The following is a 25,378-nucleotide window of genomic DNA, read 5'->3' as shown; positions in this document are numbered from 1 at the left end:
GAGGGGACGCTGCTGAGGCACGGCGGAAGGCACGGGAAGGCACGGGAGGGGAACCGCCGGAGGCACTGGCCCCGGCATCTGGAAACACCACGGCGCGGCCCCCGGGGTCCGGAGTGCCGCGCCGTGACGTTTCTGCTTGCCCGAAAGGGCGGTACGAGCCTCGTTTCCGCTGGCGGGAGCCGGTGCGGGGAGCGTCAGCTCGCCTCGTCCTCGCGCACCGCGCGGCGCGCGTCGGGGTTGAGCACGCCCCACGAGATCAGCTGCTCGGTGAGGATCGACGGCGACTGGTCGTAGATGACGGCCAGGGTGCGCAGGTCGTCCTGGCGGATCGACAGCACCTTGCCGTTGTAGTCGCCGCGCTGGCTCTGGATGGTCGCCGCGTAGCGCTGCAGCGGGCCGGCCTTCTCGGACGGGACCTGGGTCAGTCTCTCCAGGTCGAGCACCAGGCGCGGCGGCGGCTCGGCCGCGCCGCCCGGGGTGCCGCCGGGCAGCAGCTCCTGCACCGGGACGCCGTAGAACTCGGCCAGCTCGGCCAGCCGCTGCACGGTGACCGCACGGTCGCCGCGCTCGTACGAGCCGACGACGACTGCCTTCCAGCGCCCCTGGGACTTCTCCTCGACACCGTGCAGGGAGAGACCCTGCTGAGTGCGGATCGCTCGGAGCTTGCCTCCGAGTTGCTTCGCGTAGTCGCTGGACATTGATCTCCCCGGACGAGATTGCTTCGCGTTCAGTGGTGGGTCACGGGCGATTGCCGACGTCGTTACCGGTGGGTTCGACGTCCGTCTCGTAACTCACTGTGAGGTTACGTAGAGTAAGGTGTTGCGTCAAGCCGAATGGGGCAGTCGTGCGAATGGCCTGCGTCCGGGGCGCGTCGGGCGCGTTAACCCGGTGAAGCGGAACGGTGCCGGTCCGTTTGCCCGCTTGCGCGCTGATAGGATTGCCCGAAGCCCGCGCCCGGTCGGCGGGGGCCATCCCAGACATCCTTTAAGGCCCGTCCCGTGAGGCGGGGAAGGAGGTCCGCTTCGGCATGACCACACACCAGGATCCGTCACCCCGAGCTCCGCACCAGGTGCTGGACGGCGCGGACATCGCCCGGGTCGTCACCCGGATAGCGCACGAGATCGTCGAGCGCGCCAAGGGCGCGGAGGACGTCGTGCTGCTCGGCATCCACACCCGCGGCGTCCACCTCGCCCGCCGGCTGCGCGACCGGCTGGCCCAGATCACCGGCCGCGAGATCCCGCTCGGCACCCTGGACATCACGATGTACCGGGACGACCTGCGGCTCAAGCCCGCCCGCGCCCTGGAGCACACCGAGATCCCGGTCGGCGGCATCGACGGCAAGCTCGTGATCCTCGTCGACGACGTGCTGTTCTCCGGCCGCACCATCCGCGCCGCACTCGACGCGCTCGGCGACATCGGCCGCCCGCGCGCCGTCCAACTGGCCGTCCTGGTCGACCGCGGCCACCGCGAGCTTCCGATCCGCGCCGACTACGTGGGCAAGAACCTGCCCACCTCGCTGCGCGAGGCCGTGCAGGTGCGCCTGGCCGACACCGACGGCGTGGACGCCGTCCTGGTCGGCGACCGCGACCACAACCAGCGCTCGTCGCAGGCCCTGACCGAACCGCACCTTCCGGAGTAGCCGCGTGATGCGCCACCTCGTCTCCGCCGCCGATCTCACCCGCGACGACGCGCTGCTGATCCTGGACACCGCCGAGGAGCTGGCCCAGCTCTCCGGCCGGGCCGTGAAGAAGCTGCCCACGCTGCGCGGCCGGACCGTCGTCAACCTCTTCTTCGAGGACTCGACCCGCACCAAGACCTCCTTCGAGGTCGCCGAGAAGCGACTCTCGGCGGACGTCATCAACTTCTCCGCCAAGGGCTCGTCCGTCTCCAAGGGCGAGAGCCTCAAGGACACCGCGCTGACCCTGCAGGCCATGGGCGCCGACGCGGTCGTCATCCGCCACCACGCCTCCGGCGCGCCGGCCCGCCTGGCGCAGTCCGACTGGCTGCACGGCAGCGTCATCAACGCCGGTGACGGCACCCACGAGCACCCCACCCAGGCGCTGCTCGACGCCTTCACCATGCGCCGCCACCTCAACCCGGGCACCGGCAAGGACCTGGCGGGGCGGCGGGTGACGATCGTCGGCGACGTCCTGCACAGCCGGGTCGCCCGCTCCAACGTCCACCTGCTGACCACCCTCGGCGCCCAGGTCACCTTCGTCGCCCCGCCGACGCTGCTGCCCATCGGCATCGAGAACTGGCCCTGCGAGATCAGCTACGACCTGGAGAGCGTGCTCCCCAAGACGGACGCGCTGATGATGCTCCGGGTGCAGCGCGAGCGCATGAACGCCGCGTTCTTCCCGACCGAGCGGGAGTACAGCCGCCGCTACGGCATGAACGGCCTGCGGATGACCCAGCTGCCCGAGCACGCGATCGTCATGCACCCCGGCCCGATGGTCCGCGGCATGGAGATCACCGCCGAGGTCGCCGACTCGCCGCGCTGCACCGTGGTCGAGCAGGTCGCCAACGGCGTGTCGGTCCGCATGGCCGTGCTGTACCTGCTCCTCGGCGGGGCCGTCTTCGCCGACGGCCCGAACGACGCCGCCCGCACCGAATCCGTGGAGACCGCCAAGTGACCACCTACCTGATCCGCAACGCCCAGATCGCCGGCGGCGCCCCGCAGGACCTCCACCTCGCCGACGGCGTGATCAAGGAGATCGGCACCGGCCTGGCCGTCGAGGCCGACATCGAGATCGACGCGACCGGCCTGATCGTGCTGCCCGGCCTGGTCGACCTGCACACCCACCTGCGCGAGCCCGGCCGCGAGGACGCCGAGACCGTCCTCACCGGTACCCAGGCCGCCGCGATGGGCGGTTTCACCGCCGTGCACGCGATGGCCAACACCACCCCGGTGGCCGACACCGCAGGCGTCGTCGAGCAGGTCTGGCGGCTCGGCCAGGAGGCCGGCTACTGCGACGTGCAGCCGGTCGGCGCCGTCACCGTCGGCCTGGAGGGCAAGAAGCTCGCCGAGCTCGGCGCCATGCACGAGTCCGCCGCCGGCGTCCGGGTCTTCTCCGACGACGGCAAGTGCGTCGACGACGCCGTGCTGATGCGCCGCGCGCTGGAGTACGTCAAGGCCTTCGACGGCGTCGTCGCCCAGCACGCCCAGGAGCCGCGGCTCACCGAGGGCGCCCAGATGAACGAGGGCCAGGTTTCCGGCGAGCTCGGGCTCGGCGGCTGGCCGGCCGTCGCCGAGGAGTCGATCATCGCCCGCGACGTGCTGCTCGCCGCGCACGTCGGCTCCCGGCTGCACGTCTGCCACGTCTCCACGGCCGGCTCGGTCGAGATCATCCGCTGGGCCAAGGCCAAGGGCTGGGACGTCACCGCCGAGGTCACCCCGCACCACCTGCTGCTCACCGACGAGCTGGTCCGCTCCTACGACCCGGTCTACAAGGTGAACCCGCCGCTGCGCACCGCCGCGGACGTCCAGGCGCTGCGCAAGGCGCTCGCCGACGGCACCATCGACGCCGTCGCCACCGACCACGCGCCGCACCCGGCCGAGGACAAGGACTGCGAGTGGGCCGTCGCCGCGATGGGCATGGTCGGCCTGGAGACCGCACTGTCGGTGGTGCAGCAGACCATGGTCGACACCGGCCTGCTGAACTGGGAGGGCGTCGCCGACCGCATGTCCCACCGCCCGGCCCGGATCGGCCGTCTCGCCGGGCACGGCCGGCCCGTCTCGGTCGGTGAGCCGGCCAACCTGGTGCTGTTCGATCCCGCGTACCGTGGTGCCGTGAACCCGGACAGCTTCGCCACCCGCAGCCGCAACACCCCCTACAAGGGCCTCGACCTGCCCGGACGGGTGCACGCCACCTTCCTGCGCGGCCGGGCCACCGTCCTGGCCGGGGAGCTCGTCGAGCAGGGCGTCGACGCGTGAGTTTCCACCGCACGCTCGCCCCACTCACCCCGCTGGCCCAGGAACAGGCCAAGGTCCACGACTGGCCCGGGTACATCGGCTGGGCCGTCGGCCTGCTGATCGTGATCGGGCTCGTCTACTGGCTGATGCGTCAGGGCTGGAACTGGCGGCGCACCCTGCAGTCCGGCATCCCGCCGCTGCCCGCCGTGCCGGCCGGCGCCGGCCGGACCATCCTGGAGACCAGCGGCCGGTACCACGGCACCACCACCGCCGGGAACTGGCTCGACCGGGTCGTCGCGCACGGCCTGGGCACCCGCAGCCGCGCCGACCTCACCCTCGGCGAGGACGGCCTGCTGGTGCGCCGCCCCGGCGACGTCGACCTCTGGATCCCGGCCGGGCACCTGACCGGTGCCCGCACGGACTCCGGAATCGCCGGCAAGGTCGTCCCGGCCGGGATCCTCGTCGTCACCTGGACGCACGAGGGCACCGAGCTGGACTCCGGCTTCCGGGCCGACCACCCCGACGAGCACGCCGCCTGGGTCGAGGCGGTCGCTCACCTCGCAACACGTACGAAGACGAAGACGGAAGAGGCCGCGCAATGACCGCACCTGCCCCCACCACGCAGCGCCAACGGCGGGAACGCGTCCCGGCCGTGCTCGTCCTGGAGGACGGCCGGACCTTCCGCGGCCAGGCCTACGGCGCCGTCGGCGAGACCTTCGGCGAGGCGGTCTTCAACACCGGCATGTCCGGCTACCAGGAGACCCTCACCGACCCGTCGTACCACCGCCAGGTGGTCGTGATGACGGCCCCCCAGATCGGCAACACCGGCTGGAACGACGAGGACGACGAGTCCAAGCGGATCTGGGTCGCCGGGTACGTCGTGCGCGACCCCGCCCGGGTCGCCTCCAACTGGCGCTCGCGCCGCTCGCTGGACGACGAGCTCGTCCGCCAGGGCGTCGTCGGCATCAGCGGCATCGACACCCGCGCGCTCACCCGGCACCTGCGCGACCGCGGCGCGATGCGCTGCGGCATCTTCTCCGGCCCGGCGCTCGCCGACCCGGCCGCCCTGCTCGCCCGGGTGCAGCAGTCGCCCGAGATGAAGGGCGCCGACCTGTGCGCCGAGGTCGCCACCACCGAGCCGTACATCGTCCCGGCCATCGGTGAGAAGAAGTTCACCGTCGCCGCGCTGGACCTCGGCATCAAGGCGATGACCCCGCAGCGGATGGCCGAGCGCGGCATCGAGGTCCACGTGCTGCCGGCCAACGCCACCCTGGAGGACGTCTACGCCGTCAGCCCGGACGGCGTCTTCTTCTCCAACGGCCCGGGCGACCCGGCGACCGCCGACCACCAGGTCGCCGTCGCGCAGGGCGTGCTGGAGCGGAGGACCCCGTTCTTCGGGATCTGCTTCGGCAACCAGATCCTGGGCCGCGCCCTCGGCTTCGGCACCTACAAGCTCAAGTACGGCCACCGCGGCATCAACCAGCCGGTGCAGGACCGCACCACCGGCAAGGTCGAGGTGACCGCCCACAACCACGGCTTCGCCGTGAACGCGCCGCTGGACAAGGTGAGCGACACCCCCTACGGGCGGGTCGAGGTCTCCCACGTCTGCCTCAACGACGACGTGGTCGAGGGCCTGCAGGCGCTCGACGTGCCCGCCTTCAGCGTGCAGTACCACCCCGAAGCGGCCGCCGGCCCGCACGACGCCGCCTACCTGTTCGACCGCTTCGTGAAGCTCATGGAGGGCCAGCGTGCCTAAGCGCACTGACATCAAGTCCGTCCTGGTGATCGGGTCCGGCCCGATCGTGATCGGCCAGGCCGCCGAGTTCGACTACTCGGGCACGCAGGCCTGCCGCGTCCTCAAGGCCGAGGGCCTGCGGGTCGTGCTGGTCAACTCCAACCCGGCCACCATCATGACCGACCCGGAGATCGCCGACGCCACCTACGTCGAGCCGATCACCCCGGAGTTCGTCGAGAAGATCATCGCCAAGGAGCGCCCCGACGCGCTGCTGCCGACCCTCGGCGGGCAGACCGCGCTCAACACCGCGATCTCGCTGCACGCGGCCGGCACGCTGGAGAAGTACGGCGTCGAGCTGATCGGCGCCGACGTCGAGGCGATCAACAAGGGTGAGGACCGCGACCTCTTCAAGGGCGTCGTCGAGGCCGTCAACGCCAAGATCGGCCACGGCGAGTCCGCCCGCTCGGTCATCTGCCACACCATGGACGAGGTGCTGGCCGGCGTCGACACCCTCGGCGGCTACCCCGTCGTCGTGCGCCCCTCCTTCACCATGGGCGGCGCCGGCTCCGGCTTCGCCCACAACGAGGAGGACCTGCGCCGCATCGCCGGTCAGGGCCTGACCCTCTCGCCGACCACCGAGGTGCTCCTGGAGGAGTCCATCCTCGGCTGGAAGGAGTACGAGCTGGAGCTGATGCGCGACAAGCACGACAACGTCGTGGTCGTCTGCTCCATCGAGAACTTCGACCCGATGGGCGTGCACACCGGTGACTCGATCACCGTCGCCCCGGCGATGACGCTCACCGACCGCGAGTACCAGATCCTGCGCGACGTCGGCATCGCCGTCATCCGTGAGGTCGGCGTCGACACCGGCGGCTGCAACATCCAGTTCGCGGTCAACCCCGAGGACGGCCGGGTCATCGTCATCGAGATGAACCCGCGCGTGTCGCGCTCCTCGGCGCTCGCCTCCAAGGCCACCGGCTTCCCGATCGCCAAGATCGCCGCCAAGCTGGCCGTCGGCTACACGCTCGACGAGATCCCCAACGACATCACGGAGGAGACCCCGGCCTCCTTCGAGCCGACCCTCGACTACGTCGTCGTCAAGGTGCCGCGCTTCGCGTTCGAGAAGTTCCCGAGCGCCGACGCCACCCTCACCACGACCATGAAGTCCGTCGGCGAGGCCATGGCCCTCGGCCGCAACTTCCCCGAGGCGCTGCAGAAGGCGCTGCGCTCGCTGGAGAAGAAGGGCTCCCAGTTCACCTGGACCGGCCCCGTGGGCGACAAGGCCGAGCTGCTGGCCAAGGCCGTCGTGCCGACCGACGGCCGGATCAACACCGTGATGGACGCCATCCGGGCCGGCGCCACCCCGGAGGAGGTGTTCGAGGCCACCAGGATCGACCCGTGGTTCGTCGACCAGCTCTTCCTGCTCGACGAGATCGCCGGCGAGCTCGCCGACGCCGCCGAGCTCACCCCGGACCTGCTGCGCCACGCCAAGCGGCACGGCTTCTCCGACCAGCAGATCGGCGAGATCCGCGGCCTGAAGCCGGACGTCGTCCGCGAGGTGCGCCACGCGCTCGGCATCCGCCCGGTGTTCAAGACCGTCGACACCTGCGCCGCCGAGTTCGCCGCCAAGACCCCGTACTTCTACTCGTCCTACGACGAGGAGAGCGAGGTCGCCCCGCGCACCAAGCCCGCGGTGATCATCCTCGGCTCCGGCCCGAACCGCATCGGCCAGGGCATCGAGTTCGACTACTCCTGCGTCCACGCCTCCTTCGCGCTGGCCGAGGCCGGGTACGAGACCGTCATGGTCAACTGCAACCCGGAGACCGTCTCCACCGACTACGACACCTCCGACCGGCTCTACTTCGAGCCGCTCACCCTGGAGGACGTCCTGGAGATCGTCCACGCCGAGCAGCAGGCCGGGCCGCTCGCGGGTGTCATCGTCCAGCTCGGCGGCCAGACCCCGCTCGGCCTCGCCCAGGGGCTCAAGGACAACGGCGTGCCGATCGTCGGCACCCAGCCCGAGGCGATCGACCTCGCCGAGGAGCGCGGCGCCTTCGGCCGCGTCCTGCGCGACGCCGGCCTGCCGGCGCCCAAGCACGGCACCGCCTTCTCCTTCGAGGAGGCCAAGGCGATCGCCGACGAGATCGGCTACCCGGTCCTCGCCCGCCCGTCCTACGTGCTCGGCGGCCGCGGCATGGAGATCGTCTACGACGAGGCCTCCCTCGCCTCCTACCTGGAGCGGCACGCCGGCCTGATCTCCGAGCACCCGGTGCTGATCGACCGCTTCCTCGACGACGCGGTGGAGATCGACGTCGACGCGATCTACGACGGCACCGAGCTCTACCTCGGCGGCGTCATGGAGCACATCGAGGAGGCCGGCATCCACTCCGGCGACTCCGCCTGCGCGCTGCCCCCGATCACCCTCGGCGGCTACGACATCAAGCGCCTGCGCACCTCCACCGAGGCCATCGCGCGCGGCGTCGGCGTCCGCGGCCTGATCAACATCCAGTTCGCGATGGCCGGCGACATCCTCTACGTCCTGGAGGCCAACCCGCGCGCCTCCCGGACCGTCCCGTTCACCTCCAAGGCCACCGCGGTGCCGCTGGCCAAGGCGGCCGCCCGGGTCTCGCTCGGCACCACCATCGCCGAGCTGCGCGCCGAGGGCATGCTCCCGGCCGAGGGCGACGGCGGCACGCTGCCCGCCGACGCGCCGATCGCGGTCAAGGAGGCCGTGATGCCGTGGAGCCGCTTCCGCGACGTGCACGGCCGCGGGGTGGACACCGTCCTCGGCCCGGAGATGCGCTCGACCGGTGAGGTCATGGGCATCGACAAGGTCTTCGGCACGGCCTACGCCAAGGCCCAGGCCGGCGCCTACGGCGCGCTGCCGACCAAGGGCAAGGTCTTCGTCTCCGTCGCCAACCGCGACAAGCGCAACCTCGTCTTCCCGGCGCGCGCCCTGGTCAGCCTCGGCTTCGAGGTGCTCGCCACGGCCGGCACCGCCGAGGTGCTCCAGCGCGGCGGCATCCCGTCCACGCTGGTGCGCAAGCACAGCGAGGGCGAGGGCCCGAACGGCGAGAAGACCATCGTCCAGCTGATCCACGACGGCGAGGTCGACCTCATCATCAACACGCCGTACGGCACCGGCGGGCGCCTCGACGGCTACGAGATCCGCACGGCGGCCGTCGCCCGCGCCGTGCCCTGCCTGACCACCGTCCAGGCGATGGGCGCGGCCGTCCAGGGCATCGACCGGCTGCTGCGCGACGAGGTCGGGGTGATGTCGCTCCAGGAGCACGCCGAGCTGATCAACGCCGGCCGCAAGTAGCACCACCGCAGTGGGGGGCACCGGAGCTGGTCGGGTGCCCCCCACTTCCATGCCCAAGTTCGCCGCGGGACCCGGGAGTTGACCCCCTTGTACAAGCTTCTGTTCGACCTCGTCTTCAAGAAGATGGACCCGGAGAAGGCCCACCACCTCGCCTTCTTCTGGATCCGCCTCGCCTCCTCCGTGCCGGGCCTGCGCACCCTCGTCCGGCTGGTGCTCGCCCCGCAGGACCGGGCGCTGCGCACCCGCGCCCTCGGCCTCGACCTGCCCGGCCCGTTCGGGCTCGCGGCCGGCTTCGACAAGAACGGCGTCGGCATCGACGGCCTCGCGATGCTCGGCTTCGACTACGTCGAGATCGGCACCATCACCGGCGAGGCCCAGCCCGGCAACCCGGCGCCGCGGCTGTTCCGCCTGGTCGAGGACCGGGCGCTGATCAACCGGATGGGCTTCAACAACCAGGGCTCGGCCCGGGTCGCCGCCCGCCTCGCGGCCCGCCCGCACACCAGCTCCACCCCGGTGATCGGCGTCAACATCGGCAAGACCAAGGTGGTCGAGGAGGCCGACGCCGTCGCCGACTACGTCAAGTCGACCGAGCGGCTGGCCCGTTACGCCGACTACCTGGTCGTCAACGTCAGCTCGCCGAACACCCCCGGGCTGCGCGACCTGCAGGCCGTCGACCACCTGCGCCCGCTGCTCTCCGCCGTCCGCGAGGCCGCCGACCGCACCACCGCGCACCACGTGCCGCTGCTGGTGAAGATCGCCCCGGACCTCGCCGACGAGGACGTCGACGCCGTCGCCGACCTCGCCCTGGAGCTGGGTCTGGACGGCATCATCGCCACCAACACCACGATCGGCCGCGAGGGCCTGCGGGCCGACGCCGCGCGGGTCGAGGAGATCGGGATGGGCGGCCTGTCCGGCGCCCCGCTCAAGGCCCGCGCGCTGGAGGTCCTCCAGCGGCTGCGCACCCGCACCGGCGGCCGGCTGACGCTCGTGTCGGTCGGCGGCGTGGAGAGCGCCGAGGACGCCTGGCAGCGGATCATCCACGGCGCCGACCTCGTCCAGGGCTACAGCGCCTTCATCTACGAGGGCCCGTTCTGGTGCCGCCGCATCCACAAGGGCCTCTCCGCCCGGGTCCGGGACGCGGGCTTCCGCAACCTGGCCGCGGCGGTCGGCAGCGCCGTCCGCCCCTCGTGACCACCCGTACCGCCACTGGAAACCCCGGAGACGACATGACCCTCGCCCCGTTCGGCGCCCGGCTGCGCCAGGCCATGGACACCCGCGGCCAGCTCTGCGTCGGCATCGACCCGCACGCCTCCCTGCTCGCCGCCTGGGGACTCGGCGACGACGTCGCCGGCCTGGAGACCTTCAGCCGAACCGTGGTCGAGGCGCTGGCCGACCGGGTCGCCGTGCTCAAGCCGCAGGCCGCCTTCTTCGAGCGCTTCGGCAGCAAGGGCGTCGCCGTGCTGGAGAAGACCGTCGAGGAGGCCCGCGCGGCCGGTGCGCTGGTCCTGATGGACGCCAAGCGCGGCGACATCGGCTCCACCATGGCCGCCTACGCCGAGGCCTTCCTCGCGCCCGGCAGCCCGCTGTTCTCCGACGCCCTCACCGTCAGCCCCTACCTCGGTTTCGGCTCGCTGCGCCCGGCGCTCGACCTCGCGCGCGAGCACGGCTGCGGGGCGTTCGCGCTGGCGCTCACCTCCAACCCGGAGGGCGGCGAGGTGCAGCGCGCCGTCGGCGCCGGCGGCGAGCCGGTCGCGGCCTCGGTGCTGCGCCAGCTGGCGGCCGAGAACGCCGGGGCCGAGCCGCTCGGCTCGTTCGGCGCGGTGGTCGGCGCGACGCTCGCCGACGCGGGCGTGGACCTCGCGATCAACGGCCCGCTGCTGGCCCCCGGCATCGGCGCCCAGGGGGCGACGATGGCGGACCTGCCGCGGGTGTTCGGCGCCTCGGTGCGCAACGTCGTGCCGAGCGTCAGCCGGGACGTCCTCAAGCACGGCCCGTCGGTGCCGGCGCTGCGCGAGGCGGCCGAGCGGTTCGTGGGGGAGTACGCGGACGCGGTGAAGTAGCGCGGCGCGAAGTGCCGCCCGGGGCCGGGCGGTAGCCGGCCGGTGACCCTGCGCAGTGTGCGCAGGACCGGGCGGTGTCGCTCCGCCGGGCCTCCGGTTGACGTGAGCGCCGTCACATCGGCGGTGCCAAAGTCTCGCAATCGCGGTCATTTTGCCCCGGAAAGTCCTGGTCGGCCTTGGCTGACCAGGACTTTTCGTGTTCTTTTCCTGACGCGGCGCCGCAATCCGGGTAGTGTCCGGCGATAGGTCATCGAAGAGCCGCGATTCTCGTAGCTCCCGCAGGTCAGGGCCCTGGGGTTCCACTTGCGGAGGTGTCCTGGAGAACCAAACCAGTCATAGCTCAATCCCTTCCTTCCACACCCTGAGGTGAACGGCGTGGCTCTTCCGCCCCTTACCCCTGAACAGCGCACCGCCGCGCTCGCCAAGGCCGCCGAGGCTCGCCGGGAGCGCGCCGAGGTCAAGAACCGGCTCAAGCACTCCGGCGCCTCCCTGCACGAGGTGATCAAGGCCGGCAAGGCCGACAACGACGTCATCGGCAAGATGAAGGTCTCGGCCCTGCTGGAGTCGCTCCCGGGCGTCGGCAAGGTCCGGGCCAAGCAGATCATGGAGCGCCTCGGCATCAGCGAGAGCCGTCGTGTCCGCGGTCTCGGCACGAACCAGATCGCCTCCCTGGAGCGGGAGTTCGGCGGCGGTGCCGCCTGACCGTGCCCCCGTGGTCCCGGGATCGTCCGCGATCCGGGATAATCGGTGCATGAGTGAGCGTCCGCGGCTGACCGTGCTCTCCGGCCCTTCGGGGGTCGGCAAGAGCACGGTCGTCGCTCATATGAGGAAGCAGCACCCCGAGGTCTGGCTCTCGGTGTCGGCGACGACCCGCCACCCGAGGCCCGGCGAGCAGAACGGGGTCCAGTATCACTTCGTCGACAACGACGAGTTCGACAAGCTGATCGCCAACGGCGAGCTCCTGGAGTGGGCCGTCTTCGCCGGCAACCGCTACGGCACCCCGCGTGCCGCGGTGCAGGAGAAGCTGGAGCGCGGCGAGCCCGTCCTGCTGGAGATCGACCTCCAGGGCGCCCGCCAGGTGCGCGAGTCGATGCCCGAGGCGCAGCTGGTGTTCCTGGCTCCGCCGAGCTGGGACGAGCTGGTGCGTCGGCTGACCGGCCGGGGCACCGAGCCGCAGGACGTCATCGAGAAGCGGCTGGCTGCCGCCAAGGTCGAGCTCGCGGCGGAGCCGGAGTTCGACACGACTCTTGTCAACACCTCCGTCGAGCAGGTAGCGGCCGAACTGCTAGCCTTGCTCGGTGTAGGCTGACCTGTCTGTCTTTTCCATCCTTTCGGAAGGTTTTCGCGTGTCCTCTTCCATGACCGCGCCCGAGGGCATCATCAACCCGCCGATCGACGAGCTGCTCGAGGCCACCGACTCCAAGTACAGCCTGGTGATCTACGCCGCCAAGCGTGCGCGCCAGATCAACGCGTACTACTCCCAGCTCGGCGAGGGCCTGCTGGAGTACGTCGGCCCGCTGGTCGACACCCACGTCCACGAGAAGCCGCTGTCGATCGCGCTGCGCGAGATCAACGCCGGCATGCTGACCGCCGAGGCGGTCGAGGGCGCCTGAGCCGGTCGACCTCGTAACTCTCCGGAAGGGCCTGGCGGAATCGTTTCCGCCGGGCCCTTCGGCGTTGGGGCCCGGACGGGGCCACGGTGCGGGTGATCGTCGCGGGGCCGTAGGGTGTGCACGTCCCTGGAGTGGAGGAGAGCGGGATCATGAGCGCGACTTCGGACCGGACCGGCGCGGACGCCCCGCGCGTCGTCCTCGGCGTCAGCGGCGGCATCGCGGCGTACAAGGCCTGCGAGCTGCTCCGCCGGTTCACCGAGTCCGGCCACCAGGTCACCGTGGTGCCCACCGCCGCCGCGCTGCACTTCGTCGGCGAGGCCACCTGGGCCGCCCTGTCCGGCCGCCCGGCGGCCACCGAGACCTGGGAGAACGTCCACGAGGTGCCGCACGTGCGGATCGGCCAGCAGGCCGACCTCGTCGTCGTCGCCCCCGCCACCGCGGACCTGATCGCCAAGGCCGCCCACGGCCTGGCCGACGACCTGCTCACCAACACCCTGCTCACCGCGCGCTGTCCGGTCGTGATCGCGCCCGCGATGCACACCGAGATGTGGGAGCACCCGGCCACCCGGGAGAACGTCGCCACGCTGCGCCGCCGCGGCGTCATCGTGCTGGAGCCGGCCGTCGGGCGGCTCACCGGCAAGGACACCGGCAAGGGGCGGCTGCCCGAGCCGAGCGCGGTCTTCGAGGCCTGCCGGGCCGTGCTGCGCCGCGGCGGTGCCGTGCCGACCGACCTGGCCGGGCGCCACGTGGTGGTCTCGGCCGGTGGCACCCGGGAGCCGCTGGACCCGGTGCGCTACCTCGGGAACCGCTCCTCCGGCAAGCAGGGCTACGCGCTCGCCGTGACGGCGGCGGCCCGTGGGGCGCGGGTGACACTGGTCTCGGCCAACGCGGAACTGCCCGATCCGGCGGGGGTGGACGTGGTGCACGTCTCGACCGCGCTGGAGCTGCGCGAGGCCGCGCTGAAGGCGGCGGAGGACGCGGACGCCGTGGTCATGGCCGCGGCGGTGGCCGACTTCCGGCCCGCCGAGTACGTCACCGGCAAGATCAAGAAGGTCGAGGGGGTCGAGCCGGCGCCGGTCGCGCTGGTCCGCAACCCGGACGTCCTGGCCGAGCTGTCGGCCCACCGGCCCCGTTCGGGCCAACTGGTCGTGGGTTTCGCGGCGGAGACCGACGACGTGCTCGCGTACGGCCGCGCCAAGCTCGCCCGCAAGGGTTGCGACCTGCTCGTCGTCAACGAGGTCGGCAACGGCAAGGCCTTCGGGACGGACGTCAACGAGGCCGTGGTGCTGGGCTCCGACGGCAGTGAGACGGCCGTTCCGGTGGGCCCCAAGGAGGTGCTCGCGGACGTGGTCTGGGACCTGGTCGTGGAGCGGCTGGAAACGGTCGGCAACCGGACAGAAGGCGCTTGAGTCCGGTCGGAGAGCCACTTGATAACGGTCTCGTTTTCCGGAAGCGGGTGACGTTCGACGGAACCTGACCGTTAGACTCCAGGAATCAAGTCTTTCCGGATGTCCCCGGTTCGCCGGGGGCCTTCAGTCAGCAGCCGCTGCAACCCCAGGGAGCGCTGTGTCTCGCCGCCTGTTCACCTCGGAGTCCGTGACCGAGGGACACCCCGACAAGATCGCTGACCAGATCAGCGACACCATCCTCGACGCGCTCCTGCGGGAGGACCCGACCTCCCGGGTCGCCGTGGAGACGCTCATCACCACCGGCCAGGTGCACGTGGCCGGCGAGGTGACGACGAAGGCGTACGCGCCGATCGCCCAGCTCGTCCGGGACAAGATCCTGGAGATCGGTTACGACAGCTCCAAGAAGGGCTTCGACGGCGCTTCCTGCGGCGTGTCGGTGTCCATCGGTGCTCAGTCGCCCGACATCGCGCAGGGTGTCGACACCGCGTACGAGGCTCGGGTCGAGGGCGACGAGGATGACCTCGACAAGCAGGGTGCCGGCGACCAGGGCCTGATGTTCGGCTACGCCTCGGACGAGACCCCCGAGCTCATGCCGCTGCCGATCACCCTGGCGCACCGCCTGTCGCGCCGCCTGACCGAGGTGCGCAAGAACGGGACCATCCCGTACCTGCGCCCGGACGGCAAGACCCAGGTCACCATCGAGTACGACGGCGACAAGGCCGTCCGCCTCGACACCGTGGTCGTCTCGACGCAGCACGCCTCGGACATCGACCTGGAGTCGCTGCTCACCCCGGACATCCGCGAGTTCGTCGTGGAGCCGGAGCTCAAGGCGCTCGCCGAGCAGGGCATCAAGCTCGTGACCGACGGCTACCGGCTGCTGGTCAACCCGACCGGGCGCTTCGAGATCGGCGGCCCGATGGGCGACGCCGGCCTGACCGGCCGCAAGATCATCATCGACACGTACGGCGGCATGGCCCGCCACGGCGGCGGCGCCTTCTCGGGCAAGGACCCGTCCAAGGTGGACCGCTCGGCCGCGTACGCGATGCGCTGGGTCGCCAAGAACATCGTCGCCGCCGGCCTCGCCCGCCGCGCCGAGGTCCAGGTCGCCTACGCGATCGGCAAGGCCGAGCCCGTCGGCCTGTTCGTCGAGACCTTCGGCACCGAGACCGTCGCGGTCCTCGACATCCAGAAGGCCGTCAGCGAGGTCTTCGACCTGCGCCCCGCCGCGATCATCCGCGACCTCGACCTGCTGCGCCCGATCTACTCCCAGACCGCCGCCTACGGCCACTTCGGCCGTGAGCTGCCGGACTTCACCTGGGAGCGCACCGACCGCGTGGACCAGCTGAAGGCCGCCATCGCCGGCTGATCCCTCCGGGTTCCCGGAAGCGGCGCCCACTCCCCGACGGGGGTGGGCGCCGCTTCTGTGCGTCCTGTCGGTGTGACCTGGTAGTACTTGGGAGCGATGAGCAGCACAACAGGGGAGAACGGGGGCGCCGAGCCGGAGCAGCTGGCCTTCATCCGGGAGACGGTCCGGAAGGCCAAGCCGCGGACGTGGCGCGGCGCGAAGCGGGCCGAGCACCTGCCGGTGGCCCGGGTCGTGGTCGACAAGGGCGTGCTGACCATCGACAAGTTCTTCGACTACGAGGTCCCGGCCGCGATGGCCGAGGAGGCCCGGCCCGGCGTCCGGGTGCGGGTCCGGTTCGGCGCGCGCGTCGTCAAGGGGCAGCGCGAGGGCGGGGAGCTGCACGACGGGTTCATCGTGGCCCGGCTGGAGAAGAGCGACTTCCCCGGCCCGCTCGCGCCGCTCGCCCAGGTGCTCTCGCCCGAGCCCGTCCTCACCCCGCAGCTCCTGCGCCTGTGCCGGACCGTCGCCGACCGGTACGCGGGCACGCTGGCGGACGTCCTCCAGCTGGCGATCCCGCCCCGGCACGCCAAGGCCGAGGCGGAGGCCTCCCCGCCGCCGCGCCCGCGCCCGGCGGCGCCCGCCCCCGGCGGCTGGCAGCGCTACCCGGCCGGGCCCGACTTCCTCGCCGCGCTGGCCGGCGGCGGCGCGCCGCGGGCCGTCTGGTCGGCGCTGCCCGGGCCCGGCTGGCCGTACGAGATCGCCCGGGCCGTCGCGGCGACGCTGGCGGGCGGGCGCGGCGCGCTGGTCGTCCTGCCGGACGGCCGTTCGGTGGCGCGGGTGGACCGGGCGCTCACCGAGCTGCTCGGCGAGGGCATGCACGTCGCCCTGGAGGCGGAGGCCGGGCCGCGCGAGCGCTACCGGCGCTGGCTCGCGGTGAGCCGCGGCTCGGTGCACGCCGTCATCGGCACCCGCGCCACGATGTTCGCGCCGGTGCGCGACCTGGGGCTGGTCGTGGTCTGGTCGGACGGCGACAGCAGCCACAGCGATCCGCGCGCCCCGCACCCGCATGTCCGCGAGGTCGCGCTGCTGCGCGCCGCCGAGGAGGGCGCGGCCGTGCTGCTCGGCGGGCACGCCGTGACCGTCGAGGGTGCGCAGCTGGTCAGCACCGGCTGGGCGCGGCCGCTCGTCGCCGACCGGGAGACCGTCCGGCAGGTCGCGCCGCGCGTGCGGACCGTCACCGACCAGGACCAGCACCGGGACGCCGCCGCGCAGGCCGCCCGGCTGCCGTCGGTGGCCTGGGAGGCCGCGCGCGAGGCGCTCGCCGCCGGGCACCCGGTGCTCATCCAGGTGCCCCGGCGCGGCTACGTGCCCCGGCTCGCCTGCGGGCGCTGCCGGACGCCCGCTCGCTGCCGGCGGTGCGAGGGGCCGCTGGAGGCGCCCTCGGCGGACGCCGCGCTGTGCTGCACGTGGTGCGGCGAGCCGGAGAACGACTGGCACTGCACCGAGTGCGGCTCCTTCCGGCTGCGGGCCCAGGTGGTCGGCGCGCGGCGGACGGCCGAGGAGCTCGGGAAGGCCTTCCCGCGCATTCCGGTGCGGACCTCCGGGCGGGACGCGGTGCTCGCCACCGTGCCCGACGAGGCCTCGCTGGTGATCTCCACGCCCGGCGCCGAACCGGTGGTCGAGGACGGCCCCGGCTACGGCGCCGCGCTCCTGCTGGACGGCTGGGCGCTGCTGAGCCGCCCCGACCTGCGGGCCGGTGAGGAGACGCTGCGGCTGTGGCTGGCGGCCGCCGCGCTCGTCCGGCCGTCGACGGAGGGCGGGACGGTCGTCGTCGTCGCCGAGCCGTCCGCGCGGCCGGTGCAGGCCCTGGTGCGGTGGGACCCGCTCGGGCACGCCGGGCTGGAGCGGGACGAGCGGGCCCAGCTGCACTTCCCGCCGGTCTCGCGGATGGCCTCCGTCGCGGGGAGCCCGGCTGCGGTCGCCGACCTGCTCGGGCTGATCCGGCTGCCGGAGGGCGCGGACGTCCTCGGGCCGGTGCCCGTGCCGGCGCTGCGCGGCGAGGAGCAGGAGCGCGCGCTGCTGCGCGTGCCGCCCGGGCAGGGGGCGGCGTTGGCGGCGGCACTGAAGGCGGCGCAGATCGCGCGGATCGCGCTGCGGACGCCGGAAGCGGTCCGGGTGCGGGTGGATCCGACGGACATCGGCTGACGGGCGGGTGGCGGCGGTCCTCGCTCGGGCGCCGGGGGCTCGTCCCGGCTCCGTCTCGTGCGGGGGCGGGGTGAGTGGGCCACCCCGCCCCGGAGCCCCTCGGGAGGGGAGGGGTCAGCCGCGCAGGGGGATGCCGGTGCGGTCGATCGGGGAGCGCTCGGCGGGGGAACGGTCGGGGACGCCGCGGTCGATGGGCGTCCGGTCGATGGCGGTGCGGTCCACGCCGGGGCGGTCCGTGCCGGCATGCTCCAGTGCACTGCGGTCCAGGCCGCCCTGGCGGGCCGCCGGGACGGTCGCGGCCAGGCCGCTGCGCTCGGCCGGGGCGGGCAGCTCCTCGGAGCGGTCCGGGCGGCTCGGTCCGGGGACGGCGCCGCTCGCGGCCAGCAGTTCGCTGGTCGGCCGGCGCATACCGTACCGCCGGTGCACCGCCTGCTTGGTGACGCCGAGGGCCGATCCGACCGAGTCCCAGGAGAAGCCCAGTGCCCGGTCGAACTCGACCGCCGCCGCCACCAGCGTCTCCACGCTCTCCCGCAGCTCCTGCGCCAGGCGCACGGTCGGCGCGGGCGCCCGGCCGTACACCACGAACCCGGCCGAGGTGCTGGGGCGGCGCGGGCGGTAGACGTTGCCCAGCTGGGCGGTGAGGGTCCGCAGCGCGTCGACCTGGCGCCTCACCCGCTCGATGTCCCGCACCAGCAGGTGCAGGCTCGCCCGCGCCCGGGCGTCGTGGTTGATCTGCTCGGCCATGGCCTACGTGCCACCTTCCGTACGGTCAGCTCGGCCGGAGCGCCGTGTCCCGCGCGCCCCGGCCCCGGTCAATCTCACTTGACCAACGCCGAAGCGGGGGCCGGGGTAACGCCGCTGAGCGGACTCGGGATATGCCAGTAACGGGTGTGGGTGGCACGGGACGGGGCCGGTGGGCGGTGCGGGAGCGTCCGGTGCGGGGTGTGAGGCCTGCGGGGTGCGTCGGACGGGGTGGCGGAGGGCGGTCGGCCGGGCCGCACGGAGGGGTTGCATAGACTTGCCGGTGAACCAGTCGTTGCCCCCAGCCCCGCGCCCCTACGGACAGGAGCCCGCGCCCCGTGGCGATCCAGCCGATCCGTCTCTTCGGAGATCCCGTCCTGCGCGCCACCGCCCAGCCGGTGACCACCTTCGACAAGGAGCTGCGCAAGCTCGTCGGGGACCTCACCGACACCATGCTCGACGCCCCCGGCGCCGGCCTCGCCGCGCCCCAACTCGGCGTCTCCCTGCGGGTGTTCACCTATCACGTGGACGGCATCACCGGACACCTGATCAACCCGGACCTGTCGCTGAGCGAGGACGAGCAGGACGGCCCCGAGGGCTGCCTCTCCCTGCCGGGCCTGCGTTACGACACCAAGCGCGCCCACGGCGTCGTCGCCAAGGGCTTCAACATGTACGGCGATCCGGTCACCCTGGAGGGCACCCAGCTGCTCGCCCGCTGCATCCAGCACGAGACCGACCACCTCGACGGGATCATCTTCATCGACCGGCTCGACACCGAGCAGCGCAAGGCCGCACTCAGGGCGATCCGGGAGGCGGAGTGGGGCACCGGGCCGGCACCGGTCGTCAAGGTCTCCCCGCACAGCACCTTCGGCGCGGCGCGCTGAGCTCCCCACTGGCCTGAACTCCTTTTTCAGAAAGGCACTTGATGCGTCTCGTCTTCGCCGGCACCCCCGAGGTCGCCGTTCCCGCCCTGGACGCCCTGCTCGCCTCCGACCGGCACGAGGTCGTCGCGGTGGTCACCCGCCCCGACGCCCCCGCCGGGCGCGGCCGCAAGCTGGTCGCCAGCCCCGTCGCCCAGCGCGCCGAGGAGGCCGGGATCGAGGTCCTCAAGCCGGCGAAGCCCAGCGACCCGGACTTCGTCGCCCGGCTCACCGAACTCGCGCCCGACTGCTGCCCGGTGGTCGCCTACGGCGCCCTGCTGCGCCCCGGCACCCTGGAGATCCCCGAGCACGGGTGGGTCAACCTGCACTTCTCGCTGCTGCCCGCGTGGCGCGGCGCCGCCCCGGTCCAGCACGCGGTGCTCGCCGGAGACGAGGTGACCGGCGCGTCCACCTTCCTGATCGAGCAGGGCCTCGACTCCGGCCCGGTCTTCGGCGTGATCACCGAGGAGGTCCGCCCGACCGACACCAGCGGCGAGCTCCTGACCCGGCTGTCGCTGTCCGGGGCGCGCCTGCTCGTCGCCACCATGGACGGCATCGCGGACGGCTCCCTGCACGCCGTGCCGCAGCCGGCCGAGGGCGTCACGCTCGCCCCGAAGATCTCCGTCGAGGACGCCCGCATCGACTGGACCCACCCCGCCCTGCGCATCGACCGCGTCGTGCGCGGCTGCGCCCCGGCGCCCGGCGCGTGGACGGAGTTCCGCGGCGAGCGGCTCAAGGTGACCGGGCCGGTCAAGCTCCTGCCCGCCGAGACCGGGCTCGCTCCGGGCGAGGTCGCGATGGTGGGCAAGAACAGCGTCCGGGTCGGCACCGGCAGCCACGACATCGAGCTCGGCGAGGTCCGTCCGCAGGGAAAGAAGGAGATGCGGGCCGCGGACTGGGCGCGCGGGGCGCGCCTGGAGGCCGGGGAGCGCTTCGGCGGCTGAGAGGCCGGGGTACCCGGTTTGGCGTTACTGTTCGACTGTTCGTCCGACAACCACCGCAGCTGATAACCACCGCAGCACTTTGAGGCACCAGTGACCACACCCAGCGCCCAGCGCGCGCCCCGTCCGCACCGCCGGCCCAAGAAGGACCCGGCCCGGATCGTCGCCTTCCGCGCCCTGCGCGCCGTCGACGAGCGCGACGCCTACGCCAACCTGATCCTGCCGTCGCTGCTCCGCGAGGCCGAGCAGAAGGGCATGGAGCGGCGCGACGCCGCCCTCGCCACCGAGCTCGTCTACGGCACCCTGCGCCTCCAGGGCACCTACGACGCGATCATCGCCGCCTGCATCGACCGGCCGCTGAGCAAGGTCGACCCGCCGGTGCTCGACGTGATCTCGCTCGGCGCCCACCAGCTGCTCGCCACCCGCATCCCGAGCCACGCGGCCGTCTCGGCCACCGTCGAGCTCGCGCGCGTCGTGCTCGGCGACGGCAAGGCGAAGTTCGTCAACGCCGTCCTGCGCCGGATCAGCGCCCGCGACCTCGACGCCTGGATCGAGCAGGTCGCCCCGCCGTACGACCAGGACGCCGAGGACCACCTCGCCGTCGTCCACTCGCACCCGCGCTGGGTCGTCTCCGCGCTCTGGGACTCCCTCGGCCGCTGGCAGCCGGACGCCTCCGGGCGCGCGGCGATGGAGGACCTGCTGCGTGCCGACAACGAGCGGCCGGAGGTCACGCTCGTCGCCCGGCCCGGACGGGTCGCCGTCGGCGAACTCGCCGACGCCCTGCCGGAGGCCGAGCCCGGCCGCTGGTCCCCGTTCGCGCTGCGGCTCGCCGAGGGCGGCGACCCGGGCTCGCTGGACGCCGTCCGGGAGAACCGGGCCGGCGTGCAGGACGAGGGCAGCCAGCTGGTCGCCCTCGCCCTCGCCGCCGCTCCGCTGGAGGGCCCCGACCGGCTGTGGCTCGACGGCTGCGCCGGCCCCGGCGGCAAGGCCGCGCTGCTCGGCGCCCTCGCCGCCGAGCGCGGCGCGGCCCTCGTCGCCAGCGAGAAGCAACCGCACCGGGCCCGGCTGGTGGCGCGGGCGCTGGAGGGCAATCCCGGCCCGTACACGGTGATCGCGGCGGACGGGACGCGGCCGGCCTGGCGCTCCGGCGCCTTCGACCGCGTCCTCGTGGACGTGCCCTGCTCCGGGCTCGGCGCGCTGCGCCGCCGGCCGGAGGCGCGCTGGCGGCGGCGACCCGCGGACGTCGCCGCGTTCGGTCCGCTCCAGCGGGACCTGCTGCGCTCCGCCATCGAGGCCACCCGGGTGGGCGGCGTCGTCGGGTACGCGACGTGCTCGCCGCACCTCGCCGAGACGCGGGCCGTCGTCGACGACGTGCTGCGCGCGGAGGGCGGCCGCGTCGAGTGGATCGACGCCCGGCCGCTGCTGCCCGGTGTGCCCGCGCTCGGGGAGGGGCCGGACGTGCAGCTCTGGCCGCACCTGCACGGGACGGACGCGATGTACCTGGCGCTGCTGCGGCGGACGGCCTGACTCCGTCTCTTCCGCGGGGAGCCTCCGGCGCCGCACGACCGCTTCGGCGGGCGTGCGGCGCTCGCGTTTCCTCGGCCGGTGGGTCCTGTTCGTGGCCGTCTGCTCAGGGGGTCCGGCGGGTGTGGAGCGGCGGGAGCGGCTGCGGCTGCGGGAGGCTCGTGAGGAGGGCGTGCGCCTGGGCCCGGAGGCGGTCGATCGGCGGGTCCTCGCAGATCACCTCCAGCCCGAGGGCGGTCGAGTGGCCCCGGTGGTAGTACGACTGGTAGGCGAGGTAGGGGCGGTGGCCGTCCGCCGGGTCGAGTCCGACCGTGAAGGTCGCGAACAGGGTGTGCCCGTCGCCGGGCCGGGTGTCCCCGTTGCGCGAGAGGTGCCACTCCAACTCGTACGGCTCGGGCTCGGCCGGCAGGTCCAGCAGTGCCTGGGCGAGGCGGCGGACGTCGTCGGGGCCGTCGAAGGGGATCGTTTCCGAGTGGACGGGCGCGGCGGCGAACAGCTCCCACGCCGACCCGTTGCGGATGACGCTCAGGTGCCAGTCGCCCCGAGGGTCGTGCCACTGGCAGTCGAGGATCGGGCTCGGATTCGCGTCCAAGGTGGTCAACCTCCCTATGGCGCTTGGTCGTTCGAGTTCTCCATGGTGGCACACCGGCGGGGTCCGCGGCATGGCGGGCGGGTCGCGACCGTCGGTCGTCAGCCAGTTGTGCCGCTGTCGGCGGGCGCGGGGTGCCAGGGGCGGTCGGGGCGCGTGGGGAGGGCGGCGGCGGTGAGGCGGATGGCGTACACCTCGCGGTCGGTGGCCGGGTGGGGGACCGGGCCGAGGTACTCGTGGCCGGTCAGGTGGCACCAGGCCGGGAGGTCGAGCGGGGCCGCCGGGTCCGTGGTGTGGATGTGGACCACCGTGCCGGCCGGGTGGCCCGAGATCCGGCCGCGCAGGCGCAGCAGCAGCTGTACGCAGAGCAGGCCGGTGCCGTCGATGCTCAGGTCGGGGGCGGGGTGCCGGGCGGTGGTCATCGGGCGGTCTCCGGAGGGCTGGGGGCGGCTGGCGGGCCGGGCTGGTCGGCGGGGTGTGCGCCGGCAGATCGGCATGTGGGCGAACGCGGCGCCGACGGAGGTGTCTCGCGCTGGTCCGGGCCGGTGGTGCGTGTCCAGCCTAGGTCGTCGCGCGGGGACGGCCGGGGGTGGGGGTGTGCGGCGAGGAGCGCAGGAACGGCGATGCCGGGGCGCTGTGGTGGGCGCCCCGGCATCGGTGGGTCAAGAGCGAGGAAAGCGAACGGGCTAGGGTCAGGGAAGTGAGAAGGAAGCCCGTTCATGGCCTCGCCGGGGATCACCGTAGCAGTCAGGCGGGGATCAGGTCGCGCAGGTTTTCCGGGGTGATGACGACCGAGTCCGGGTGCAGGCCCTCGGGGCGTTCCAGTCCGACGTAGGTGACCGGGCCGGGTGGGGGCGTTGCGCCGGCAGCGGTGTTCCACAGGGTCGTGGTGGCGGCGCCCATGAGGTCGGCGAGGTAGCGGACGGTGAGGTGGTCGCGCTCGACGATGCCCCGCAGCAGGGTGGCGACGGAGACCCGGTTGCCCTCGACCCGGTTGGCCTCCGGGTCGCCCTGGAGGTACAGGTGCAGCCACTTGGCGTGCCAGCGGCCGTCCGGGGTGCGGACGAAGGCGAGGGGGAGGGCGACCTTGCCGGGGCCGCGCAGGTCGGACTTCATGCGGACGGTGCGCGGTTCGAAGGGGAGGCCCTGCTGCTCGGCCTCGCGCAGCATGTAGCCGAAGAACGACTCCTCGACCTGCTCGAAGCCCTCGCCGGAGAAGACGTTCACCTGCGGCACGATGTAGCTGCCGCGGACCGCGCCCAGGCGCAGGTTGATGAACTCGCAGGCGCCGTCGGGGGCGTCCGTGATGTCGCCGGAGTGCTCGCCCTCGACCTGGCTGAGCTGGGTGTAGGAGAGCCAGGTGACCGTCTCGTAGGTGTCGTCCAGGAGGAGCGCGGAGAGGTCGAAGTCGGTGGTGCGGCCGGTCTGCTTCCAGTAGACGAAGAAGCGCAGCAGCTCGCCGTCGACCGGGGAGAGGGAGCCGCGCGGGAGCACGCCGATGCCGGCGGCGGTCGCCTTGCCGCTGAGCGGGAGGGCGACGTCGAGGACGGCCGGGTCGATCAGCAGGTGCTCGGGGGTGGGCAGGCGGCGGCGCAGCTCGGCGTCGAGGAGGTCGATCAGGTGCTTGCGCTCGGCGGCGGGCAGGGGCGGGCGGGTGTCGCCGGTGACCCACGCGCGGCCGAGGCGGTTGGCGAAGACGCGGCGGGCGGGGGGCGCGGGGTCGGTGCTCCCGCGGGCGGGGTCGTCGTCGGTGCGGTTGTGGAGGTGCTCACGGACGGAGAGCAGGACGCGGCCGGCGGTGTTCGGGGCGCCCCGTTCGGCGGCGGACACGACGGTGTCGAGCTCGTCCTGGGTGCGGCACGCGCACAGCAGCCGGTCCAGGGCGCGGAACAGCTTGCCGGGGGCGGACGCGAGCACCCGCACGGCCCCGGTCACGTCGTCCGCGCGGAGGAGCTCCTCGACGCGGCTCTCGAAGGAGCGGGCCTCCTGCTCGCCGCGGGCGACGGCGAACGCGTCGGCGGCGTGCGGGAGTCGCGGGTACTCGTGGGGGTGGAGGCGTTCGCCGAGGCGCTTGAACTGCTCGCGGTGGGCGGTGATGTCGGCGAGCTTGGCCGGGCTCGCGGCGATGACCGCGTCGAGGCCCGTGAGCAGGGTGCGGCGGACGCGCCGGGAGAACGAGCGGAAGCGGGTGGGCTCGGCGAGCGTCACGTCGCCGTCGGAGAGTGCGCAGGCCAGGCGCAGCACGTCGGTGGCCGTGTCGAGGAGGAGGTCCGCGCCGGCGTCGAGGCGGGCGAGGTTGACGACGGCGAGGTTCTCGCGGACCGGGATCGCCTCGGGCTGGGGGCCGTTGACGCAGTGCGCGGCGAGCGCGCGCAGGTCGGCCAGGGCCTCCTCGCCGAGCGGGGTGGTGCTGCCGGCCAGGGCCAGGTAGAGCGCGGTGACCTCGTCGTCCAGGGGCCCGCCCGGGTGCAGGACGGTCATGCGGTCGCCCGCGGCGGCGATCAGCTCGTCGTGGGCGGCGAGCAACTCGGCGTACGTGTGCCGGTAGTTGCCGTAGGTGGGGAGGGTCAGCAGGTCGACCACGCCGGAGTCCAGCCGGGCGATCGTGTTCTCGCGCGTGGCGTCGTCGGCGAGCGCCTCGGCTATGCACTGCGTCCAGAACGCGAAGGTGTCCGGGACGTTGGCGGGGAAGTCGATGAAGTAGGCGTTGTGCGCGACGTGGTCGCCGACCATCGCGCGGACCGTGTCCAGCGTGCGGGTGGCCGTGTCGACGACGGTGGCCGCGGGCAGTTCGGACAGGTGCTGCAACAGGCCCGCGGACAGCTTGAAGCCCACGGACATCAGCGCGGCGTCGAACTGCCGCGCCGCATCGGCCCCTTGGCCGTCGGTGGGGACGGGGGTGCCGGTGGGGACGGGGATCCGGTGCGTGTGCCGGACCACGAGGGGTTCGAGGTGCTGCGCCATTCGGGCATGATCCCAGAGCCGCGTCGGGCGGCGCATTCGGGTTTCCGCGGTGGACGTGCTCCCCGGGCGGATGTCCTTCATCGGGGGCGTCCGGGCG

The 25,378-nt window shown here is 73.0% G+C and carries 22 protein-coding genes; 17 read left to right on the top strand and 5 right to left on the bottom strand.

Annotation, left to right across the window (positions count from 1 at the left end):
• Positions 1 to 194: 194 nt before the first annotated feature.
• A complete protein-coding gene (locus AB0C76_RS21030) occupies positions 195 to 698 on the bottom strand; it encodes a transcriptional regulator (protein ID WP_359967385.1) in 504 nt (167 codons plus the stop codon).
• A 329-nt stretch (positions 699 to 1,027) separates the two neighbouring features.
• Here AB0C76_RS21030 and pyrR point away from each other — a divergent pair, with 329 nt between their 5' ends.
• The 14 genes from pyrR to AB0C76_RS20960 all read left to right on the top strand — a co-directional run bounded on the left by pyrR (position 1,028) and on the right by AB0C76_RS20960 (position 17,602).
• Entirely contained in the window at positions 1,028 to 1,639 is a 612-nt protein-coding gene (pyrR, locus tag AB0C76_RS21025) for a bifunctional pyr operon transcriptional regulator/uracil phosphoribosyltransferase PyrR (RefSeq protein ID WP_359967383.1), read from the top strand.
• A 4-nt stretch (positions 1,640 to 1,643) separates the two neighbouring features.
• On the top strand, positions 1,644 to 2,633 hold the full coding sequence (locus tag AB0C76_RS21020) for an aspartate carbamoyltransferase catalytic subunit (protein ID WP_359967380.1): 990 nt from the start codon (positions 1,644 to 1,646) through the stop codon (positions 2,631 to 2,633).
• Positions 2,630 to 3,934 carry a dihydroorotase gene (locus AB0C76_RS21015; protein WP_359967377.1) on the top strand — a complete coding sequence of 435 codons (1,305 nt, stop codon included), beginning with the start codon at positions 2,630 to 2,632 and terminating at the stop codon, positions 3,932 to 3,934. The genes AB0C76_RS21020 and AB0C76_RS21015 overlap by 4 nt, the downstream gene beginning before the upstream one ends.
• Positions 3,931 to 4,515, top strand: coding sequence for a hypothetical protein (locus tag AB0C76_RS21010; protein WP_359967375.1), 585 nt, complete (start codon positions 3,931 to 3,933; stop codon positions 4,513 to 4,515). Before AB0C76_RS21015 ends, AB0C76_RS21010 begins: the two co-directional genes overlap by 4 nt.
• A complete protein-coding gene (gene carA / locus AB0C76_RS21005; RefSeq protein WP_359967372.1) occupies positions 4,512 to 5,669 on the top strand; it encodes a glutamine-hydrolyzing carbamoyl-phosphate synthase small subunit in 1,158 nt (385 codons plus the stop codon). The genes AB0C76_RS21010 and carA overlap by 4 nt, the downstream gene beginning before the upstream one ends.
• Positions 5,662 to 8,970, top strand: coding sequence for a carbamoyl-phosphate synthase large subunit (carB, locus tag AB0C76_RS21000; RefSeq protein ID WP_359967369.1), 3,309 nt, complete (start codon positions 5,662 to 5,664; stop codon positions 8,968 to 8,970). Before carA ends, carB begins: the two co-directional genes overlap by 8 nt.
• 87 nt (positions 8,971 to 9,057) lie before the next feature.
• Positions 9,058 to 10,161 carry a quinone-dependent dihydroorotate dehydrogenase gene (locus AB0C76_RS20995; protein ID WP_359967366.1) on the top strand — a complete coding sequence of 368 codons (1,104 nt, stop codon included), beginning with the start codon at positions 9,058 to 9,060 and terminating at the stop codon, positions 10,159 to 10,161.
• Positions 10,162 to 10,196: 35 nt separating this feature from the next.
• Positions 10,197 to 11,030, top strand: coding sequence for an orotidine-5'-phosphate decarboxylase (gene pyrF, locus AB0C76_RS20990; RefSeq protein WP_359967363.1), 834 nt, complete (start codon positions 10,197 to 10,199; stop codon positions 11,028 to 11,030).
• A 375-nt stretch (positions 11,031 to 11,405) separates the two neighbouring features.
• A complete protein-coding gene (gene mihF, locus AB0C76_RS20985) occupies positions 11,406 to 11,732 on the top strand; it encodes an integration host factor, actinobacterial type (RefSeq protein ID WP_030056187.1) in 327 nt (108 codons plus the stop codon).
• Positions 11,733 to 11,781: 49 nt separating this feature from the next.
• The gene (gene gmk / locus AB0C76_RS20980; RefSeq protein WP_359967360.1) at positions 11,782 to 12,339 is read left to right on the top strand and encodes a guanylate kinase; all 558 of its coding nucleotides are present in this window, start codon (positions 11,782 to 11,784) and stop codon (positions 12,337 to 12,339) included.
• Positions 12,340 to 12,376: 37 nt separating this feature from the next.
• Positions 12,377 to 12,643, top strand: coding sequence for a DNA-directed RNA polymerase subunit omega (gene rpoZ / locus AB0C76_RS20975; protein ID WP_359967357.1), 267 nt, complete (start codon positions 12,377 to 12,379; stop codon positions 12,641 to 12,643).
• Between the two features lie 149 nt (positions 12,644 to 12,792).
• Positions 12,793 to 14,052, top strand: coding sequence for a bifunctional phosphopantothenoylcysteine decarboxylase/phosphopantothenate--cysteine ligase CoaBC (coaBC, locus tag AB0C76_RS20970; RefSeq protein ID WP_359967354.1), 1,260 nt, complete (start codon positions 12,793 to 12,795; stop codon positions 14,050 to 14,052).
• Between the two features lie 157 nt (positions 14,053 to 14,209).
• Positions 14,210 to 15,418 (top strand): methionine adenosyltransferase, encoded by a 1,209-nt coding sequence (metK, locus tag AB0C76_RS20965; protein ID WP_359967351.1) that lies wholly within the window; start codon positions 14,210 to 14,212, stop codon positions 15,416 to 15,418.
• A gap of 96 nt (positions 15,419 to 15,514) precedes the next feature.
• The gene (locus AB0C76_RS20960; RefSeq protein WP_359967348.1) at positions 15,515 to 17,602 is read left to right on the top strand and encodes a primosomal protein N'; all 2,088 of its coding nucleotides are present in this window, start codon (positions 15,515 to 15,517) and stop codon (positions 17,600 to 17,602) included.
• Between the two features lie 114 nt (positions 17,603 to 17,716).
• Here AB0C76_RS20960 and AB0C76_RS20955 read toward each other — a convergent pair whose 3' ends face one another.
• A complete protein-coding gene (locus AB0C76_RS20955) occupies positions 17,717 to 18,346 on the bottom strand; it encodes a hypothetical protein (RefSeq protein WP_359967345.1) in 630 nt (209 codons plus the stop codon).
• A 335-nt stretch (positions 18,347 to 18,681) separates the two neighbouring features.
• On the opposite strand from AB0C76_RS20955, the gene def reads away from it, so the two are divergent.
• The 3 genes from def (at position 18,682) to AB0C76_RS20940 (ending at position 21,731) form a co-directional block, all read left to right on the top strand.
• Positions 18,682 to 19,227 carry a peptide deformylase gene (gene def / locus AB0C76_RS20950; RefSeq protein ID WP_359967343.1) on the top strand — a complete coding sequence of 182 codons (546 nt, stop codon included), beginning with the start codon at positions 18,682 to 18,684 and terminating at the stop codon, positions 19,225 to 19,227.
• Positions 19,228 to 19,268: 41 nt separating this feature from the next.
• Complete coding sequence (gene fmt, locus AB0C76_RS20945; RefSeq protein WP_359967340.1) at positions 19,269 to 20,207, top strand: methionyl-tRNA formyltransferase; 939 nt, start codon at positions 19,269 to 19,271, stop codon at positions 20,205 to 20,207.
• Between the two features lie 90 nt (positions 20,208 to 20,297).
• Entirely contained in the window at positions 20,298 to 21,731 is a 1,434-nt protein-coding gene (locus AB0C76_RS20940; protein ID WP_359967337.1) for a transcription antitermination factor NusB, read from the top strand.
• 103 nt (positions 21,732 to 21,834) lie between these two features.
• Here the strand turns inward: AB0C76_RS20940 and AB0C76_RS20935 are convergent, their stop codons facing one another.
• From AB0C76_RS20935 to AB0C76_RS20925, 3 genes are all read right to left on the bottom strand, one after another.
• Complete coding sequence (locus AB0C76_RS20935) at positions 21,835 to 22,320, bottom strand: hypothetical protein (protein ID WP_359967335.1); 486 nt, start codon at positions 22,318 to 22,320, stop codon at positions 21,835 to 21,837.
• A 98-nt stretch (positions 22,321 to 22,418) separates the two neighbouring features.
• Positions 22,419 to 22,739, bottom strand: coding sequence for a sulfurtransferase TusA family protein (locus AB0C76_RS20930; protein WP_359967332.1), 321 nt, complete (start codon positions 22,737 to 22,739; stop codon positions 22,419 to 22,421).
• Between the two features lie 325 nt (positions 22,740 to 23,064).
• Positions 23,065 to 25,281 carry a hypothetical protein gene (locus AB0C76_RS20925; RefSeq protein WP_359967329.1) on the bottom strand — a complete coding sequence of 739 codons (2,217 nt, stop codon included), beginning with the start codon at positions 25,279 to 25,281 and terminating at the stop codon, positions 23,065 to 23,067.
• Positions 25,282 to 25,378 lie beyond the last annotated feature (97 nt).

Origin of the sequence: Kitasatospora sp. NPDC048722 (genome assembly GCF_040650235.1) — a bacterium.
Lineage (GTDB): Bacteria > Actinomycetota > Actinomycetes > Streptomycetales > Streptomycetaceae > Kitasatospora.
Note: the sequence above shows the minus strand (reverse complement) of the source record. Positions and strands in the feature narration are given on the sequence as shown.